General features: G+C 58.8%; 17 protein-coding genes and 1 pseudogene. 3 read left to right on the top strand and 15 right to left on the bottom strand.

Annotated features, from left to right (window positions below):
• Positions 1-71: 71 nt before the first annotated feature.
• On the top strand, positions 72-974 hold the full coding sequence (locus FJ970_RS33430) for a LysR family transcriptional regulator (protein ID WP_140758387.1): 903 nt from the start codon (positions 72-74) through the stop codon (positions 972-974).
• A gap of 160 nt (positions 975-1,134) precedes the next feature.
• Here the strand turns inward: FJ970_RS33430 and FJ970_RS33425 are convergent.
• Positions 1,135-2,499 (bottom strand): annotated as a pseudogene (locus FJ970_RS33425) (ISKra4 family transposase).
• A 177-nt stretch (positions 2,500-2,676) separates the two neighbouring features.
• Between FJ970_RS33425 and FJ970_RS33420 the strand changes: the two are divergent.
• On the top strand, positions 2,677-2,853 hold the full coding sequence (locus FJ970_RS33420; RefSeq protein ID WP_140758388.1) for a hypothetical protein: 177 nt from the start codon (positions 2,677-2,679) through the stop codon (positions 2,851-2,853).
• Between the two features lie 227 nt (positions 2,854-3,080).
• Here FJ970_RS33420 and FJ970_RS33415 read toward each other — a convergent pair whose 3' ends face one another.
• The 8 genes from FJ970_RS33415 to FJ970_RS33380 form a co-directional block, all read right to left on the bottom strand.
• Entirely contained in the window at positions 3,081-4,190 is a 1,110-nt protein-coding gene (locus FJ970_RS33415; RefSeq protein WP_181178525.1) for an NAD(P)/FAD-dependent oxidoreductase, read from the bottom strand.
• Between the two features lie 2 nt (positions 4,191-4,192).
• Complete coding sequence (locus FJ970_RS33410) at positions 4,193-4,810, bottom strand: dihydroxyacetone kinase subunit L (protein ID WP_140758390.1); 618 nt, start codon at positions 4,808-4,810, stop codon at positions 4,193-4,195.
• Positions 4,807-5,808: a dihydroxyacetone kinase subunit DhaK gene (locus tag FJ970_RS33405; RefSeq protein ID WP_140758391.1), complete on the bottom strand. Its 1,002-nt coding sequence runs from the start codon at positions 5,806-5,808 to the stop codon at positions 4,807-4,809. The genes FJ970_RS33410 and FJ970_RS33405 overlap by 4 nt, the downstream gene beginning before the upstream one ends.
• Before the next feature lie 116 nt (positions 5,809-5,924).
• A complete protein-coding gene (locus tag FJ970_RS33400; protein WP_140758392.1) occupies positions 5,925-7,229 on the bottom strand; it encodes an aminotransferase class I/II-fold pyridoxal phosphate-dependent enzyme in 1,305 nt (434 codons plus the stop codon).
• A 20-nt stretch (positions 7,230-7,249) separates the two neighbouring features.
• Positions 7,250-7,978 (bottom strand): amino acid ABC transporter ATP-binding protein, encoded by a 729-nt coding sequence (locus FJ970_RS33395; RefSeq protein WP_140758393.1) that lies wholly within the window; start codon positions 7,976-7,978, stop codon positions 7,250-7,252.
• Entirely contained in the window at positions 7,975-8,625 is a 651-nt protein-coding gene (locus FJ970_RS33390; RefSeq protein WP_140758394.1) for an amino acid ABC transporter permease, read from the bottom strand. The genes FJ970_RS33395 and FJ970_RS33390 overlap by 4 nt, the downstream gene beginning before the upstream one ends.
• 6 nt (positions 8,626-8,631) lie before the next feature.
• Positions 8,632-9,348 (bottom strand): amino acid ABC transporter permease, encoded by a 717-nt coding sequence (locus FJ970_RS33385; protein WP_140758395.1) that lies wholly within the window; start codon positions 9,346-9,348, stop codon positions 8,632-8,634.
• Positions 9,349-9,411: 63 nt separating this feature from the next.
• A complete protein-coding gene (locus FJ970_RS33380) occupies positions 9,412-10,236 on the bottom strand; it encodes a transporter substrate-binding domain-containing protein (protein WP_140758396.1) in 825 nt (274 codons plus the stop codon).
• Positions 10,237-10,346: 110 nt separating this feature from the next.
• On the opposite strand from FJ970_RS33380, the gene FJ970_RS33375 reads away from it, so the two are divergent.
• Positions 10,347-11,096 (top strand): FadR/GntR family transcriptional regulator, encoded by a 750-nt coding sequence (locus tag FJ970_RS33375; RefSeq protein ID WP_140758397.1) that lies wholly within the window; start codon positions 10,347-10,349, stop codon positions 11,094-11,096.
• A gap of 131 nt (positions 11,097-11,227) precedes the next feature.
• Here FJ970_RS33375 and FJ970_RS33370 read toward each other — a convergent pair whose 3' ends face one another.
• The 6 genes from FJ970_RS33370 to FJ970_RS33345 form a co-directional block, all read right to left on the bottom strand.
• Positions 11,228-12,265: an ABC transporter ATP-binding protein gene (locus FJ970_RS33370; RefSeq protein ID WP_140758398.1), complete on the bottom strand. Its 1,038-nt coding sequence runs from the start codon at positions 12,263-12,265 to the stop codon at positions 11,228-11,230.
• Between the two features lie 44 nt (positions 12,266-12,309).
• Positions 12,310-13,521, bottom strand: a complete 1,212-nt coding sequence (locus tag FJ970_RS33365; RefSeq protein WP_181178527.1) for an NAD(P)/FAD-dependent oxidoreductase — start codon at positions 13,519-13,521, stop codon at positions 12,310-12,312.
• Positions 13,522-13,531: 10 nt separating this feature from the next.
• A complete protein-coding gene (locus tag FJ970_RS33360; RefSeq protein WP_140758400.1) occupies positions 13,532-13,855 on the bottom strand; it encodes a non-heme iron oxygenase ferredoxin subunit in 324 nt (107 codons plus the stop codon).
• Between the two features lie 157 nt (positions 13,856-14,012).
• Positions 14,013-15,119 carry an amidohydrolase family protein gene (locus FJ970_RS33355; protein WP_210243041.1) on the bottom strand — a complete coding sequence of 369 codons (1,107 nt, stop codon included), beginning with the start codon at positions 15,117-15,119 and terminating at the stop codon, positions 14,013-14,015.
• A 4-nt stretch (positions 15,120-15,123) separates the two neighbouring features.
• On the bottom strand, positions 15,124-16,185 hold the full coding sequence (locus FJ970_RS33350; RefSeq protein ID WP_140758401.1) for an amidohydrolase family protein: 1,062 nt from the start codon (positions 16,183-16,185) through the stop codon (positions 15,124-15,126).
• 12 nt (positions 16,186-16,197) lie between these two features.
• On the bottom strand, positions 16,198-17,529 hold the full coding sequence (locus FJ970_RS33345; protein ID WP_140758402.1) for an ABC transporter substrate-binding protein: 1,332 nt from the start codon (positions 17,527-17,529) through the stop codon (positions 16,198-16,200).
• Positions 17,530-17,537 lie beyond the last annotated feature (8 nt).

Here is a 17,537-nt window from a genome sequence, read left to right as displayed (position 1 = left end):
ATCGCCGTCTTTTGTATCCATAAAAATGTCATGCAACTATAATTGAGAGTTATGGCTTGAAGATCCATCAAATGCGCGCGGTCGCTGCACTCGTACAGTTCGGATCCGTGACACAGGCGGCGGCTCACCTTCGGGTTTCGCAGCCTGCAGTCAGCCGAACAATCCACCAGCTCGAAGAGGAGCTTTCCCTCGACCTCTTCAAGATAGTGAGCGGTCGCCTCGTGCCCACGCTGCATGCCAACGCCCTGCTTCCCGGCATCAACCGTGTCCTGGGCCAAATCGACGGCCTCGCCCGCCATGCGGAAGATCTCCGCGACGGCAAGCGCGGCATTTTGCGGATCGCCAGCGCGCCTTCAAGCGTGACGGCGGTCGTCGAAGCCGGCTACAAGGAATTCACGCAAGCCGCGCCCTATGCCTCGCTCGACATTGTGACCGCCCGCACCACGGGCGTCGTGGACCTGGTCGCCAAGGGAGATGTGGAGCTCGGATTTTGCCAGTTGCACGGCATGGAGAACAACATCGTCAACCACATATCTTTTAGCGGCTCGGTGGTTTGCGTGCTGCGCGAGGATCATCCGCTGGCCACGAAAATGGAAATTTCCGTCTCCGATCTGGCCCATGAGCCGCTCATTACCTTTTCAGAAGCGGAATTGACCGGCAGGCGTATCATGATGGCCTTTACCCGCGCCGGAATCAGGCCGAACTGCGCCCTGCAGATCGGGCAAACCCTGCCGGCGATCAATCTGGTGGCGACGGGCACTGGAATTGCCCTGGTCGACTCGTTCTTCGCCGAAAGCTTCAGCGGCACGAAACGGCTGCGCATGCCCGAGAACTACCAGCACCTCAAAGTCTTGCCGTTCCATCCGATCATCCATCTGAATGTGCAGATGCTGACATCCGCCTCGCGGCCTCTCAGCTATCTGGCTGAAGTCTTCATCGATTCCGTTCTGGCGAAATATGGTCAGAACCGGTGACGAGCAGCCTGATCGATATCAGGCCGTGACAGGCTTGTGTGTCGACGGCGGAGCAGAACCAGCCGTTGGGCGGCACAAAGGTAGGTCAGCGGTTTTTGTGAGGGTTTCAGCCAGCCTTTCGGGCGCGGCTTTGAGGGGAGCATGAGGATTTGTGGGGCGGTCATGCGGCGCGGGCCGTTTCTCTCTGCTCGTGATTGTCGTTGGCCATGCCAGGGTACCATTGCCGGAAGGTCGAGCGGAGGGAACCGTCAAGGGTCTGCGTGCGGGTTTGCAGCAGAAGATGCGCGCCGATCGTGCTCCACTGCATCTGCTGTTTCTTGGCGAAGCGCTTGGAGATGACGGCGTTGACGGTGGCCTCGACGAAGGCCGAGGAGATGCGCTCACCGGACCGATAGCACTCGCCGTAATTGATAAGGCTCGCACTGTTGGAGCAATGTAGGCCCGGACGTCGCCGATGGCGGTCAGGAACTTGCGCATGTTTGGATAGTCTGTTCCCAGACTTTCCGCATCGAATTGCAGGTCGGCAATTTCGTCACGGGCACGATAGACGTTACCATGCCAGAGATGCCATTTGATCCTGCGGAGGGCTTCAAGCAGATCCTGCCCGGCCTGCTCGTCGTAGTTCTCGAGACCCGCGCGTACTGGCGAAGGACGGTGATGCGCATGGTGATATGAAACCAGTCGAGGACAATGCTCGCTCGCCGGCGCGATCATCTCGGCGAGCGAGCGGACCTCTGTGATGAAAGTGATATCCTGATTGGCCTGCACGCCCTGCCTTTTGAGATGGTCGAGTATGCGCCGCTGCGGCTTGCGGTCGTAGCCGTGGACGAAACCGATGTAGCGCGGGTCACCGTCTTCGGACAGCGAGCGGCCGACGATCAGCTCGAAGTTCTTCTTCCGGTCGTTGCGGTCGCGGATGTATCCGTCATCCAGGCCGATGACGATGCGGCCATCCGGAAGGGGCAAGTTCATCCAGTCGCGCGGGCAAGCATCCTGCATGAAGGAGACCCTTTCTTCCGTCAGCTCCAGCTCGATACGGCGGGCCGCGCGCAACTGCCGGATCGTCGTGGCATTAGCGCCGCAATCGATCGGCAGCACGTCGGCCAACAGCTCCGCGGCCGCGGCGTAGGGCACGAGTGGGTCTCCAGATAGAGGCGTTCGGGCGCGATGTGATGGGGGATCAGTGTGCGCAATGGCGAGATTGTTGCAGGGCCGTTAGCACCGTCAATTCACGGCTGGCAATAACGCGGGCTCTTCAGGCGCACGTTGCCGAACAGGGTATGGAAGGTGACGGGGTAGCTGCCCATGCTGTGTAGACGGCGGCCATCCCGGTCGCGATTTTCCCTGAGCCACGAATCCACCTGTGTCGCCACCATTATAGTTTCGCAAGGAGGGTCTTCGCCTCGGACAACGACAGGCCGAGATCCTCGGGCCCTTTCGTCACCTTCACCAGATCGGCGACCGTTTCGGTTGCGACGATCTCGCTGTCGTCATTCAGCATTTGCAGTACCAGTCGCGCCCGCATGTCGTCTTCCGGCATCGAGTTTTCCAGAATGACCGGAGTGGAAAACCGTCGCGGCTGAACCGCGTGTTCCACCCTCCTTTTGCCGAAACGTTATCTCTCGTCAGTTAGCGATCCGGAAATCGGTCGCTGGAAAGGCCGGGATCACAAGAGGGTCTATCCCATCTGCTTCGCTGCACCATGGCGACGAAGCTGTTATGGCTTGGCATGGATATCCCCGATGTGCAGCGCTTTCTTGGCCACGATAACATCGCGACGACACGGCACTGTGCGGAAACGACTGCGGCGACCTGGCGCCGAAATATGATCAGGTCACCGACCCGGCCGCTCGCGCCTGCTTTCGGGCATTCGGCATGATCGCGGAGATGAATGCCGCCCTCCTGGTAGCAGATCTCTTTTAGAAGAAGCAGCCGGAAACTTCACATCTGTTGATGCATAAGGTTGAGATGTTGGCCTTGTTGCAAACGTTCATTGGTTTTCCGGCGCTCGAAGCGCCCTCCGCGTGTTAAGCTGGCCTCCGCGCTCGCGGCCCGCGGAGTACGAAGATACGGTCGTCGAAGGTTGTTTGCGTGCCAGCGGACAGTTCACCGCGCAATGTCCGACCCATACGCCCAACTCCGGACATCATCGAACGTTCTTTTTCCGTCAATGGCATCTGCAAGCCCCTCGGTAATCAACGGTTGCAGCTTGAATCCGTGCCCCGAGCAAGCGCTTACCACATGAGCCTTGTCCCCAATTGACTTAACAATGAAACGCTCGTCGTCCCTCACAGCGTAATAGCATGCCTTGCGCTCGATCTCGGCATACTCGGCGGCATCGTTGTATCCACCAGCTATGGCTCGACGAAGCCGAGTCAAATCTTCATCGCTGGCCAATCGCGGATCGTCTGGAAGGCCACGATATGTGAACACATGGTCGCCGATTTTCAAGCGTGTCCCATTCCGAGGCGGCAGGGCGTAGTTCTCGCATTCCTTGCTGGTGTCGACGATGACAGGGGCTTTCGTCCAGGCTGACGCGTATTGTTTGGGGGGAGCCAGATAGAGGACGCTCTGGCGCGAAGGGTTCAGATCGCTACGCAACTCCGGGATGAGATCCAGGACCCACGCGCCTGCGGTGACAACGACAAGATCTGCCTCGACCCAACCATCAGACAGCCGAATTCGACCGTGGTCGGCGTCGATTTCTTCCACTGGCGTGTAGGCCGCGAGACGCACGTCATTCTGGGAAAGCCACACGCAAAGACCATTGAGGATACGGCTAGCGTGGAGCATGCCTGCCCCTTCCGTTGCAAGCACTTTTGAGACATTCTGAGACGACACCATTGGCAACCTCTCCCGAAACTCCGCCTGCGTCAGATATCGGTATCCAATCCCCAGTTCGTCTAGAGAGGCTGACGTTTCCCGGCACCAGTCGTTTTCCTCCCTGATGATATAGACCGCGCCGACTGGGTCGTAATGCGCGTTTCCGATCGCTTGCCATATGCGGTCCCATCGCCGGAATGCTTGCGGCATCATCCTCGCGTAGGATGTCAAGCTTCCATACGCGTGCCGCGTCATCCTGTGCTCGTCCCATGACGAACTGACAGGATTTGGTATTGCCCCTTTCTCGAAAACGCTGACCGAATGGCCGCGTTCCCGCAAAGCCCAGGCAAGCGACAGTCCGCCGATCCCAGCGCCGACAACGAATATCTTCACCACTATTCTCCGGAGGATTTGCTTGATATGGCCGGCAGCAAGCGGACGAACGCAAGCATCCCAGGATCGTCGAGACCGCGGCTTTTGTCGCCGAACATGCGGGCCCGGCCAATCCTGCAGGGTTGGTGGCGGAAGGAGACGAGTGTCGCGGAAGCGCTCGCATGCGCGGCCGCTGCTATATCCGCCCAATCGGACTTTCCGATCGTGGCTTTCGAAACCGCATGGATCGCGTCGACGACCGTCTTGTCGCCGAGCTGCGACTGACCGCGTCGGAGCATGGCGTCTCGAGCCTCGCCGAGAATTGGGCCAAACTCAGAGGGCGGCAGCGTCGTCTTGCCCTTGGTCGCCTTTCCAAAGACCAGCAAGGCGGTTGCGAATAGCGTGCCAAGGCTCGAACCAGTCGCGGCAGTCGCGGCTTGCGCGTAGGCGCTGAAGGTTTTTCCAAGATCGTCGCCTTCGCCGGCCTCGACCGAGGCGAGACGTTCGATCACACAGGACAGCATGCCTCCCGTATCGCCGTCTCCCAGCTTCGCATCGGCCGAATTCAGTTCCTGTTCCAAATCAGCCATCGCGGCGCGAGCGCGCGCAACTGCGTCCTGCAAGGCGCTCGCGCCGATCATTTACCAACTCTCCAGAATGGACATTCTGCCGGCGCTGCAAGCAGGCGCTCCAGCTCGTCATCAAGGAAGCAGAGACTGATCGAGGCTCCTGCCATCTCCATTGAGGTTGCATAAGGCCCGACAAGAGGTTGCACGATTTCCAGTTTGCGTTCCTCGAGGAGCGATGCCGCTTTGCGGTAGAGAATGAAAAGCTCTTCGAGCGGTGTCGCGCCGAGGCTGTTCACCAGAATGGAAACTCTATTTCCTGCGTCCGTCGGTTTCTCTGCGAGAAGCCTGTCAATCATTTCGCTGGCTACGATGTCGGCGGGGCGCAGTGCATCACGCCAGATACCTGGCTCGCCATGAATGCCGATCCCCATCTCCATTTCGCCATCGCCAATGGCGAATGACGGGGTTTCCGCGCCGGGAACCTGGCAGCCGGACAGCGCGATGCCGATGGTGCGCGTGGCTTCAACGGACTTTTGGGCGACGCGCACGACCTCGCCAAGATCCGCTCCTTCTTCCGCATAAGCTCCGGCAACCTTGTATGCATAGACTATGCCCGCTACGCCACGCCGTTTATGAGCTTCCTCGGACGGGGCGCTGGCAATGTCGTCCGTGCCAAGTACCGTGCGGGTTTCAATCCCGTCCAAATCCAGCACCTCCGACGCCATGTCGAAGTTCATGCGATCGCCGCCATAATTCCCATAAAGAAGAAGAACGCCGACGCCGCCGGAAGCCGTCCTGATAGCCTCGATGCACGAGGCTACATTAGGCCCTTCGAAAACATTGCCGATCGAACAGGCGTCCAGAAGACCTTCGCCGACATACCCTGTAAACAGAGGCAAGTGTCCCGAGCCGCCGCCAGACACAATCCCGACCTTGCCGGGGCGAGCGCTTTGCGTCCTTCGCACAACCCGCCTCGCCTCGCCATCCAGTGACATCGAGGGGTGCGCGAGCACCAGGCCTTGAAGCATCTCATCCACGTAGTCGGAGGTGCGATTTATCAGCTTCTTCATCTTAATCCTCTCGTCCATGTGCGATTGTGATCGTCTCGGCATGCCGCCACGCAGCGCCGAGGGCCGTTGCGATCCTCTAGCAATCGACCGCCCTGACGACGCCTTAATCGGCTTGGTTATTTGACCAGCCCGGCCACGCTGGCGGCCGCATCCGCCAACTCGATTCCGTCGTTCAAAACACCGGCCATCAGTTGAGCAAGCCGCCTGTAGCCTGCCTCGCTCAGGCCGCGACGCGTCAGTTCCTGTGTTCCGATCCGAAGGCCATGCCATTTGTTCTCGTCATTGCTTATCGGCAAAAGCGAGGGTGACACGATCATTCCGGCCGTGGCGAGCTTTTCACTTGCGAGATGCCCTCCTCCGAACTCACGAACGTCCAGGGCGAGGTGATGCGTGTCAGTGAAACCTTGCGAGTGACCCACTACGGACAGGCCCTCCTCGGTCAGGTATTGGCCAAGGCTTCGTGCGTGCGCGATGCATTTGTCGGCGTATTCCGCTCCATGAGCCAGAAGCTCGCTCGCGGCCATCGCCAGTGGGCCGAGCCGGGAGGCGTCGTAATTTGCCGTGAGCGTGGGATACGCGATGTTGCTGAGCTCCTCGGCGAGTTCCACGTCGTTGGTGCATATCACGCCGCCGGCTGGCCCGCCGAACGACTTGTACGTGGAGAAGGTGAGCACGTCGGCTCCTTCTTCCAAAGGCTTCTGGAAACGCCCGCCGGCGATCAAGCCCGCCACGTGCGAGGCATCGTACATTATACGCACGCCATGATGGCGCGCGATGCGCGAGATGGCGGGTACATCGTGCGCCCGCAACATCATGGACCCGCCAAGGATAAGCAGGCGCGGCGTCTCCTTCTCGAGGAAAGCCGGTAGCGCGTCCAGGTCGACATCGAACTTCTGGTAGTCGTACGGGACGGTAGCAACCCTGAGGCCCCTGACACGCGGGGCGCCCGAGCGATGACTGACATGGCCGCCAGCCGGTTCCGGGAGTGCCGCGATCGTATCTCCAGGTTCAGTCAGTGCCACGAGCACGGCAAGGTTCGCCATGGTTGCCGTGGGCATTCGAACATCGGCAAAGCTCGCATTCATCACTGTTCGAACCGCGTCAGTAGCAGCAATCTCCAATGCGTCGAGCAAGCTCGCGCCCGCAGGAAATTTCTCCCCAGGCAAGCCGAGCGTCGGCCTGCTGCTCAATTCAGCGGAGGACAGTCGAATTGAATAGCTGGTGAGGACGTTTGCGCCTGCATAAAGGCCCGCTGACTTCTCATATGTCCTGATTGCCAGCTCGGTGGCATGAGACAGATATTCAAAAAGCTGAGCCGGAGACTCGATCGGAATGGCTTCGCTGATGGCCTTGACACGTTCCTGAACCCTCGCTGGCGCCCAAGGCAGGGCCATGGCAGGCAAGCCGCTCACACTGCTCATAGACGTTTCTCCGGATTCAATTAAATGTTGAAAACACTCGAAAGAAAGCGCTGCGTTCTTTCGTTTTGAGGCGAGCCAAAGACAGCGCTCGGCGGCCCCTGTTCGACGATTATGCCTTTGTCGATAAACAGAACCCGGTCGGCGATTTCCCGGGCGAACCGCATCTCGTGAGTGACGATCATCATGCTCATGCCGTCCTTAGCCAATTGACGCATGACGCCTGTGACCTCGCCGACCAGTTCCGGGTCTAGGGCTGAGGTCGCTTCGTCAAACAGCATCAGGCGAGGCTCAAGGGCCAGGGACCTCGCGATCGCTACTCTCTGTTGCTGGCCTCCAGAGAGCTGAATTGGATACTTGCTCCAATGATCCGCCATCCCAACTTTGCGGAGGACCTCCTTCGCGACACTTTCAGCTTCGGCCTTGGACATCTTCTTCACGCGCCTCAGCGCGAGCATGACGTTCTCAGCCGCGTCCAGGTGCGGGAACAGATTGAACTGCTGAAAGACCATGCCAACACGACCATGGACCTTGTGAGCCAGCTTGGGATCGTGAACCGGCACGTCGCAGATCCAGACTTGGCCCTTGTCGGCCGTCTCAAGATTGTTGACGATCCTGAGGATGGTGCTTTTGCCCGATCCGCTGGCACCAATGATTGCCACGACTTCGCCCTGGTCCACCTCAAGGTCGATACCCTTCAAGACTTCTGTTGGACCGAACGCCTTGTGAACATTGTTCATAGTGACAATCATGTCCGAACTCTCCTGCGTTCAAGCCGGCGTGCCAGCATCGTCAATGGCGAGCAGATCAAGAAATAAGCGGCGCCGATCACAGACAGCACTGCAAATGGATGGCCTAGCCGCGCGTAGATAGCTTGGCCCTGCTGGATGAGATCGCTGTATCCGATGATCGAGGACAGAGCGGAATCCTTCACCAAGGAAATCCACTGTCCGACTAGAGCTGGCATTACTATGCGTACTGCTTGCGGCAGAAGGACGTATCGCAAGCGTTGAAAAGTGTTGAGGCCGACGGACCTTGCGGCCTCCTCCTGCCCCTTGGGTACCGCCTCCAGGCCAGACCTCACAATTTCCGAGATGTAGGCGCCTTCGTAAAGGGTCAGCGTCACGATAACGGCCGCGAGGGCTGTGACCCCGCCGAACCCAAGATAGGCCGACCCAAAATAGACAAGCAGCAGCTGAACAAGGAGCGGGGAACCACGACAGATTTCAATGTAGATTCTGAGAAACCGCTTGAGCAACCTTGGACCACGCGCATTGAGTATGCCGACAAGCCCCCCAAACAGCGTGCTTGTTACCAGGGCAATGATCGAGATCCTGATCGTTCCTTCGAGACCCGCCAGAATCTGTACGCGGCTTCCCCAAATTTCAGCCCAAATCATTGCTTGCTATCCTTTGACCCGGCGCAGAAAATTTCGAGGGCTCTTCATTTGGCCCTGAACCACGTGGAGCGGCGGCTTGAATAGAAATCGCCCGGCAATAGTCGCGCAAAGCGAGATCGCGTTCGTGAGGACCAGATAGGCGAAAAGAGCAATGATGAAGGTCGGCATCGACATGAACGTTTCTTCGTTGATGACCTGCGCCTGACCTGTAATCTCCGTCAGTCCGATTACCGACAGCAGGCTCGAGCCGAGCACCATTTGAAGAAACTGTCCTACGGTGGGCGGGTAGACGATCCTCATCGCCTGAGGGAGCAAGACGCTGAAATACGTGTCTGCAGGGGATAGACCGAGCGTGCTTGCCGCCTCCCGCTGCCCTCGTGGAATTGCCGCGAACCCGGACCTGAAAATCTCAATGAGGTAGCCGCCCCCGCTAATCCCCAGGGCTATAATGGCCGCTTGATAGTTCGAGAACTTCAAACCTATCGACGGCAGTCCAAAGTAGATTATGAACACCTGAAGAAGCATCGGCGTATTACGGATGATTTCGACATATCCGGCCGCGACCGTCGTCAAAATCCGGGAGTTCGACTGCCGAGCTGCGGCACCACCTAGTCCGACACCGAACGCGAGCATGAACCCAAATACCGATACAGCCGCGGTTGTCCTCATGCCATCAAAAAACATAGGCAGGTATCGCGACAACAAGTAATAAAAGTCGTTCACGTCCCCACCTATATGATGCGCAGCAATTTCGTCCGGTTCTGAGAGTAGACCGGATTTTGATTTTTAGAACTTCGGATTCAGAGGAAATGGCGGCTCTACGCCGAACCACTTCTTATACAGCTGCGCGTTCTTTCCCGAGGTGTTAAGCTCAAAGATGAACTCGTTCAGGAACGCCAGCCAGTTCGGTTGCCCTTGCGGGATTGCGAAGCTGTTGTAGTAGAGCTCGATTACGCTGTCGCTGGTAACATGGAAGCTCGGATCAAGCTTGGCCGCGTAGTTCAGGAATGCGGAGTTCTCGATCGCTGCCGCCGCCTGGCCCTGCTTCACGGCTGTGACAATATCAGCCGGAGAATTGAAGGAAATGATCTGCGCAGTAGGCGCTGCCTTCTTCACAACGTCGCTATAGGGCGTGCCTTTAACGATTGCGACCGACTTCCCGTTCAACTCTGCAAGCGAATTTACCGGAGCATCCTTCGCCGACATAATGACAGTGCCGGTCACATCGTAGGTGTCGGTAAACGAGACCTTCTTCACACGATCGAGCGTCCTGGTTGTGTCACAGAAAACAACGTCAACCTTGCCGGTTTCCAGGCTGGGAATGCGTGCTGCCGGGTCAACATTGACAATCTCGACCTTGACGCCGAGGCCAGCACCGAGTTCGTTCGCAATATCGATGTCGTATCCTTCTGGTTCGTTGTTTGCGTTGTAGACAGCAAACGGCGCGAGTCCCATGCACTCGCCCACGCGCAACGTCCCATGTCCCAGCACCTGCTGGAGAATGTCTGACGACGGTTCTTGCGATTGCGCTGAGGACGACGACACGGCTGCGAAGCACAACGCCATGCCGGCAAACGCCAATTGCGCGACCTTCAATAAGCTTCTGGTCATTTTTTCCTCCTTTGGTCCATTTTGGATTGGCAATTCCTACGCCTTGTCTGATATTAGCGTCAATTGCAGCACTTGTCTGATTTTCAGACAAGGGTGGACCTGGAGGGAGCATGGCGAAGATCGCGCTCGATCTAATCACACCGGTACGCATTCAATCGGTGTCTGATAAAGTTGCGGAACGGCTTGAAAAACTTATCCTCGACGGCCTGCTTTCGCCCGGCGACCAGCTGCCATCCGAGGCAGAGCTTGCGTCAGCGCTTCATGTAGGCAGATCGACGGTTCGAGAGGCCAAGCAGATCTTGATGACCAAAGGCCTCTTGATTGCCAGAGGTCGCGCTGGAGCATTTGTTGCTGATCCAACAGCATCCGGCGAGTTCGATGCCGTTCTTCGCGCCTTGCGGGATCCTTCGCACGAGGAGGTACATGAAGTCCGGCGTATCGTAGAACTTGCAGCCTGTCAGCTTGCGGCCGAGAGCGTCACGCGGCGCGAGATCAAGCGGATGCGTACTAATCTCGAGCACATTGAGAGTCAGGCGAAAGCAAACGCCGCTTTGCCCTGGCCCAGGTTCCTTGAGATTCATTTCCTGATTGTTCAGGCAGCACGCAACCGCCTGCTGTCATCCATCTATGAGCTGATAATGCAAGTGCTTAAACGAAATCAGGTTCCGTTCTTGCCTTTCATCGCCAACTGGCAAGAGGAGGTCGAAGAACACCGTCAGCTTATTGATGTGTTGGAACGCGGCGAGCCGGAAGCTATGGCCAACGAAATGGCGCGCCATCTCGAACATTCGGAAAAGTACCGAACCGACCTTCTTGAATATCAAGCACGCAACGGATCGATCATGAGAAGCGACCACTGACAAAGGCTGGCACCGTTTAAGGTGCTCGTCGGCTGGGTGTCAGAACCGGATGGGGCACGCGCGAGTAGTCAGGGTCGATGGGCATTGCCGGCCCTGAGACCCGATCGCCCCGGCAAGGCTGGCGTGCTGCCTCAGACCCGCTTCCCGGCGCTGTCAAACAGGTGGACGCATTCCAGATCAGCCTTGACCCACATGACGCTCCCGCGCTGCGCGGAGACCCGCCCCCGGAACACGCCTATGATGGGATCGTCGCCCAGATGGGCGGCAACCTGGGTTTCCGCGCCAGTCGGCTCGATGAGGCTTACGCTGACCTCGACGCCTTCCTGATGGAGATGCAGATGTTCCGGACGAATGCCATAGGTGACCGCAGACCGCTTTGACGTATCGCACGGCAAGAAGATGCCCGAACTGGTCTTGAAGCCGCCATCGGTCATTTCGCCGCTGATGAAGTTCATCGCCGGCGAGCCTATAAATCCAGCAACAAACCTGTTGTTCGGGCTATCGTACAATTCGAGCGGCGTGCCGATCTGTTCGATCAGGCCGTCGCGCATGACAACGATCCTGTCGGCGAGCGTCATCGCCTCAATCTGGTCGTGTGTTACGTAGATCATCGTCGTGCCGAGCCGCTCGTGCAACTCCTTGATCTCCGAACGCATCTGGACGCGCAGGCTTGCATCGAGGTTCGACAGAGGTTCATCGAACAGGAAGACTTGCGGGTCACGAACGATTGCCCGACCCATCGCCACGCGCTGGCGCTGTCCCCCGGACAGCTCGCGCGGTCGCCGGTGCAAGAGCTTTTCAAGCCCGAGGATCTGCGCCGCACGGCCGACCTTCTGGTCAATTTCGTTCTTGGAGCCCCCCTTCAGCTTCAGCGAAAAGCTCATGTTTTCATGTACGGACATGTGCGGGTAGAGCGCATAGCTCTGGAAAACCATCGCTATGTTGCGCTCCTTCGGGAGGAAGTCATTCACAATTTCCCCCCCGATGGAAATTTCGCCTTCGCTAATTTCCTCCAGTCCGGCGATCATACGAAGCAGTGTGGACTTTCCGCATCCCGATGGACCAACGAGGACGACAAACTCGCCGTCGGATACGTCAAGGGATACGCCCTTCAGGACGTTGACGGATCCATACTTCTTGACAACGTTCTTTGCTGCAACACTTGCCATCTATCGTTCTCTCTTTCCGCTGGCCATGCGCAAGTGCACGACGCTCAGGCGCGGGGCGCCGACACGAGCTTCCCAGACGTAATGGTGATATCCGCAAGTATCTCCGGATCCGCGGCAGCTCCACTGCGTATCAGTCGAAGGGCGGCGGAGACATCGCGGCCCGCATTAAGGCCGAAAGCGCCGACGACCGCAGATTGCGAATTCAGGTAGAACGCACAGAAGCTCTTGCTCAGCGGATCGCCGCGATAAACCGTCGACCCAGCCGCCCGATGGCTGCCCGCGACCTGAATGTTTGCACCATGCTGATCGCTCCAGAACCACGGAACGTCGTCATAGGCTAGTTCCTGGCCCGCCGCGACCTGGCCAACGAGCGTGCCGTGCATTTGGGCATGACGCGACGTCTCTAGGACAACATGCGCGCCCTCGCGCTCCGAGTAGAACTCCGCGACCTCACCAGCAGCGAGAACACAATCGATGTTCGTCCGTCCCGATGCGTCTGTCAAAACGCCCTTGCCGACAGAGACTCCCGCCGATTGAGCAAGCGCGACATTGCGATCGACACCAATCCCCGCAACGACGACGTCAGCCGGTATCCTTAGACCGACATCGGTGACCACAGCGTGTGGCTCGACGGCAACAACCGAGTGTCCGAAGGCAAACTCGACACCTGCATCGCGGTGCATCGCTTCGATTGTCCTGGAAGCGGCCTTGTCGAGAGAGCGGGCCATGACGCGGTCACCGACTTCCAAAACGGTGGCTTGACATCCGCGCGAAATGGCCGCCGAGGCCAGTTCCAGGCCGATTACCCCCGCGCCGATGCAGACTACCTTGCGGCCGGAGGTGAAGGCCTTCTTAATCTGTACGGCATCCGCAAACGTCCTGAGGGTCAGGACGCGATCGCTGCCCGGCACCGACAGCGTGCGCGGCCGGCTGCCGGTCGCGAGGATCACCTTGTCGAAGGGTATCTTGCCGCCAAACGCCAGGCTGACTGCGCCGGCCGCTGGGTCGATGGCTTCCGCGGCTACACCCGCGAGGACTTGTACTTTCTCGTTGAGATAGTGGGAAAGTGGAAAGAAGTTTGCGATCCGCTCGCTTTCCAGTTCCGTGATGAACGACTTTGAGAGAGGAGGGCGTTCATAGGAATGGACGAGCTCGTCTCCCAGCAGAACGATGCGCCCGTCGAAGCCTGCCCGCCGCATCGAGACGGCAGCGTGCGCTCCGGCCTGGCCGGCGCCGATCACAATATGCGTTTTCATTAGGTGCCAATCACGCTTCGGCTTCGGGCAACGCGACATAGATATTGCTGCCCTCAAGCTTTACTTCATAGACAATGAGGTCCCTGGCGATCGGAGGGCAAAGTCCCTTCCCGGTCCGGACGTCGAACCGGCCAGCGTGAAGTGGACATTCGACTTCGCACCCCTCGAACCAGCCGTCCGTAAGAACTGCAAATTCGTGCGTGCAGACATTCGTGGTTGCGCGCAACTCGCCTGTTTCCAGGTGAAAGATCGCGACCCGTCGCGACTGGACGGTAAGGCCCAACATCTCGCCTGCCGGTACATCGTCAATAGATGCGACGCGAACCCAGTTCATAAGATTTCCTTCTAAGCTAACCACGAGGCAGATGTGAAAGGTGCCAGCTCCGCCCCCTAGTCACCATAAACCGACAACGCCCGCGCTCGTCGGGGTCACTGCAGACCGGCCCGACGCATCAATGCGTCGGGCGTCCTCAGATCCGCACTGAGGCGCGTCAGAGCAACCGGTAGAGGCCTTTGGCATTCTTGCGCAGTAACATGGCCCGCTTGTCGTCCGGGATGTCTGCCTTGAATGCATACTTGGGATCGTCGAAATCCCAGTGCGGGTAGTCGCTAGCGTACAGCACACGATCCCAGCCGATCTGCTCATAGAGGCCGAGCAAATCGTTCGGATCATCCGGCTCCTCGACGGGCTGAGATGAGAAATAGAAGTGCTTGCGCAGGTAGGAGGACGGCGGATGCTTGATCTGCGGATGCTCGGAGCGTAGCGTCTTCCAGAGCCGGTCCAGACGATAACCGAGGCTGATCGACCAGGCTGCGCCACCTTCGATCAAGATGACGCGAAGGTCGGGGAAATCCTCGAATACGCCTTCCAGTATCATGCTGATGACCTGCGTCTGCATCGAGAAGATTAGCGCGAAATGTTCTTCGTTGTAATAGGAGCCCCAGCCGCTCGACGTACGCGCGCCGCTCGGGCCACCGACATGGATGCCTACGGGGAAACCGTGATGGGCAGCCGCACCGAAGATCTTGCGGTAGCGACGGTGCCCCAGCGGTTCCGTGGTCAGGGACGGCAGTTGCACCTGAGCGAAAGCCGAGTCCGACGCACGCCTCTCGATTTCCGCGACAGCGGCATCGGCGTCATCCTGCACGATGAGGACGGACGCGCGGAGGCGCGGCTCCCGATCAACGAACTCCGCAACCTGCCAGTCGTTGACGGCCGTGCAAACCGCGTTTCCGAGATCAAGGTTACGCGCCGAGTTGCCGAGGCCGAGCGGCTCCAGGATGCCTAGCGTTATGTTGTTTTTGTCTAAGTGTTGCTCGCGCATGAAGTTCACATCCGAGCCCGGAGCCCCGCCGACCGGCGGCCAGGCGTCGCGGCGCGCCGTATGCGGCACGTACCGCGGATAGGCATCGCTTTGTGCTGCATACGGGCCGTTTTGGGGATCGCCGAAAACGTCGAGATGGTCGCGCCAGCGCTGCGGCAGGTAGGGCTTAAGCGCGTTGCCGTCCCGGGGAGACGGATGGATGTCGCAGTCCACGACGCCATTATCCGCCATCACTACTGACCCCTTGGGGTCAACTGCAGGTGTGCTGGACATCTTTTTATCCCTTTAGTCTTGTATAGGTCTTGAGCGGATTTTCGCGGGTAATCTTCTCGTGCAGGCGGGCGGGAATTCCCTGGGGCATCGGACTATCACCGTCAAACTGCCAGTGCGGGTAGTCCGACGAGAACAGCAACATGTCCTCTGAGCCCAGCTGATTGACAAGGCGCTCGACATCCTCAGCGTTCGTCGGCCCGTCGAAAGGCTGGATCGTGAAGCGAACACGATCACGCACCTCCGCGGAAGGCGAACGTTTGACCCAAGGCACTTCGCCGCGAATGCCCCGCCAGGTCTTGGTAACGCGCCAGAGATAGGACGGAACCCAGCCCACGCCCGATTCGATCATGACGAAGGTCAGGTCCGGGAATTTCCCGAAAACGCCTTCCATTATGAGGCTCTGAAGCTGTGCCGAGAACAACTGCGTTCCGTGGGCGTAGTCCTGCGTGAAGGTGGATGGCCAGCCGCAGGAGGTGGTCGGATAGCGGTACATGCTGCCCGCGTGGATGCCGATAGGCAGGCCGTGACGCTGAGCGGCTTTATAGATCGGCCAGTACCGGTTCTTGCCGAGCGTGAGTTCGTTGCCCGCAAGCAGTAGAACCTGCACGAAGCGATGGTCGCTCGCACAACGTTCGATTTCCTCAACCGCCAGTTCGGGATTCTGGGTCGGGACGACAATGGATGCGCGCAAGCGCGGTTCTCTGTCGAGCCACTCCTGCGCCATCCATTTATTGGTTGCGGTACAGAGGGCGGCAGCCATGAGATCGCTCATGGCCACCTGCCCGCCATACAATGGATTGCAGATCGCGAACTCGACGGTGAACGTGTCGAGAGCATCCTCGCGGCACCGTTCGAGACTAAGACCAGGCTTTTCACCTGGAGTCCGCCAGTCGGGCCTGCACGCCAACGGCGAATTTGGCGGATAGCTGGCGAGCTCCAAGCCGTCGATTTCACGATTGCGGAACTGCTCCTGCCAGTACTCATCCATGAACGGTATGAGCGCAGAAGTACCCGGAACTGCCGGGTGGATGTCGCAATCGATGACGGGTTTGATCTTAGCTAGCATGGCTGCGTTCCTTTAGAGCAATCCGGCCCGCTGGAATGTTCTGTGCCATTCCTTCGCAGCTGCATCCAACGCTTCCTGGGCAGTTGCCTGCCCCAAGAGTGCGCGCGAGATATGTGGCCGTATCTGCTGATCGCAGGTCGCGAATACGGGGTCGTTTGGCATCGGAATTGGCACAGCGTTCTGCTCGGAGAAGGCCTTGCTCCACTTCAGCTTCGAGACGATTTCGGCATCAGCAAGGTTCGACTTGCGAGGCGGCGAGTTGCCGTCGAATGCCGACTTCTTGAGGTTGATCGCGTTCGTCGCCATCTTGACGAATTCGAACGCCCAGCGCTTGTTTGCCGAAGCTTCGGCAACGCCGATACCCCAACCGCCGCTCCAGCCCATGCTCTGGGATGGGTCGGTCGCGCCGGGGACGGTTGACCAGGCCCACTTGCCAGCCGTCTTCGAGACTTCCGGATCGTCAAGCAGGGTGCCGTTGGGAGCAAGCGCGACCATCATAGCGAACCGGTCGGCTTGGCCGCCGGCGACAAGGCCGTCATATTCCCAGGTCGATGCTTCGGGGGGGGTTACCTTGTGCTTATTGACGAGATCGGCATAGAACTGCAGCGAGTTCACCGATTCTGGCTTGTTGATGAGGATTTCCTTCGTGGCCAGATTGTAGTCGCGTCCACCAGAGGAGAGCTGGAAGGGGTTCCAGCCGCGCACCATGGCTTCGGACTCGCGACCGTAGATGCCAAGGCCGAACTTCTCACCGCCGAACTTCTCGGTGACCGCGATCGCGGCGTTCTGGAACTCCTCGAAGGTGCTCGGAGCGGCGGTGATGCCAGCTGCCTCGAGCAAGTCGGGGCGATAGTGGAGGATCGTCGAGAGGAACCGGTACGGCGCCGCAACGATCTTCCCATCCACTGTAAAGGCATCCTTGGCCGCCGGGAGGAAATCGTCCCAGTTGTAGCCGTCCGCGCCGTATTCCTTGATGAGCTGGTTGAAGTCCGCCAGCTGCGGTGCCGCCCAGTTGACCATGACGGTGTCGAACTGTGCCACATCCAGGCTACCGTCGCTCGCGTCAAGCTGCGTCTTGATGCGCGTCGCAAGAGCGTCGTACGGCAGGAACTCGAACTCGACCTTTATGCCCGTCTCCTTTTCGAACGCCGGGCCGACTTCCTCTTCAAGCGTGCGGCGCCACTTAATCATCAGTGCGGCGACCACGAGCTTGTCTGGCTTTGCCTGCGCCAGCGCCGAAGTCGAGAGCATCGAGCCCGCGAGAAGGCCTGCACCGGCCGCAGCCGATCCATGCAAGAACCTACGACGGGTAATATTTATCGATGATTTTCCGAGCTTTTCCAATTTATCCT

Origin of the sequence: Mesorhizobium sp. B2-1-8 (genome assembly GCF_006442545.2) — a bacterium.
Taxonomy (GTDB): Bacteria; Pseudomonadota; Alphaproteobacteria; order Rhizobiales; family Rhizobiaceae; genus Mesorhizobium.
Note: the sequence above shows the minus strand (reverse complement) of the source record. Positions and strands in the feature narration are given on the sequence as shown.

Coding starts and splice junctions, on each gene's coding strand:
- FJ970_RS33430 (WP_140758387.1), top strand. CDS start 72: ATGCGCGCGGTCGCTGCACTCGTACAGTTCGGATCCGTGACACAGGCG.
- FJ970_RS33420 (WP_140758388.1), top strand. CDS start 2,677: ATGGCGACGAAGCTGTTATGGCTTGGCATGGATATCCCCGATGTGCAG.
- FJ970_RS33410 (WP_140758390.1), bottom strand. CDS start 4,810: ATGATCGGCGCGAGCGCCTTGCAGGACGCAGTTGCGCGCGCTCGCGCC.
- FJ970_RS33405 (WP_140758391.1), bottom strand. CDS start 5,808: ATGAAGAAGCTGATAAATCGCACCTCCGACTACGTGGATGAGATGCTT.
- FJ970_RS33400 (WP_140758392.1), bottom strand. CDS start 7,229: ATGAGCAGTGTGAGCGGCTTGCCTGCCATGGCCCTGCCTTGGGCGCCA.
- FJ970_RS33395 (WP_140758393.1), bottom strand. CDS start 7,978: ATGATTGTCACTATGAACAATGTTCACAAGGCGTTCGGTCCAACAGAA.
- FJ970_RS33390 (WP_140758394.1), bottom strand. CDS start 8,625: ATGATTTGGGCTGAAATTTGGGGAAGCCGCGTACAGATTCTGGCGGGT.
- FJ970_RS33380 (WP_140758396.1), bottom strand. CDS start 10,236: ATGACCAGAAGCTTATTGAAGGTCGCGCAATTGGCGTTTGCCGGCATG.
- FJ970_RS33375 (WP_140758397.1), top strand. CDS start 10,347: ATGGCGAAGATCGCGCTCGATCTAATCACACCGGTACGCATTCAATCG.
- FJ970_RS33370 (WP_140758398.1), bottom strand. CDS start 12,265: ATGGCAAGTGTTGCAGCAAAGAACGTTGTCAAGAAGTATGGATCCGTC.
- FJ970_RS33365 (WP_181178527.1), bottom strand. CDS start 13,521: ATGAAAACGCATATTGTGATCGGCGCCGGCCAGGCCGGAGCGCACGCT.
- FJ970_RS33360 (WP_140758400.1), bottom strand. CDS start 13,855: ATGAACTGGGTTCGCGTCGCATCTATTGACGATGTACCGGCAGGCGAG.
- FJ970_RS33355 (WP_210243041.1), bottom strand. CDS start 15,119: ATGTCCAGCACACCTGCAGTTGACCCCAAGGGGTCAGTAGTGATGGCG.
- FJ970_RS33350 (WP_140758401.1), bottom strand. CDS start 16,185: ATGCTAGCTAAGATCAAACCCGTCATCGATTGCGACATCCACCCGGCA.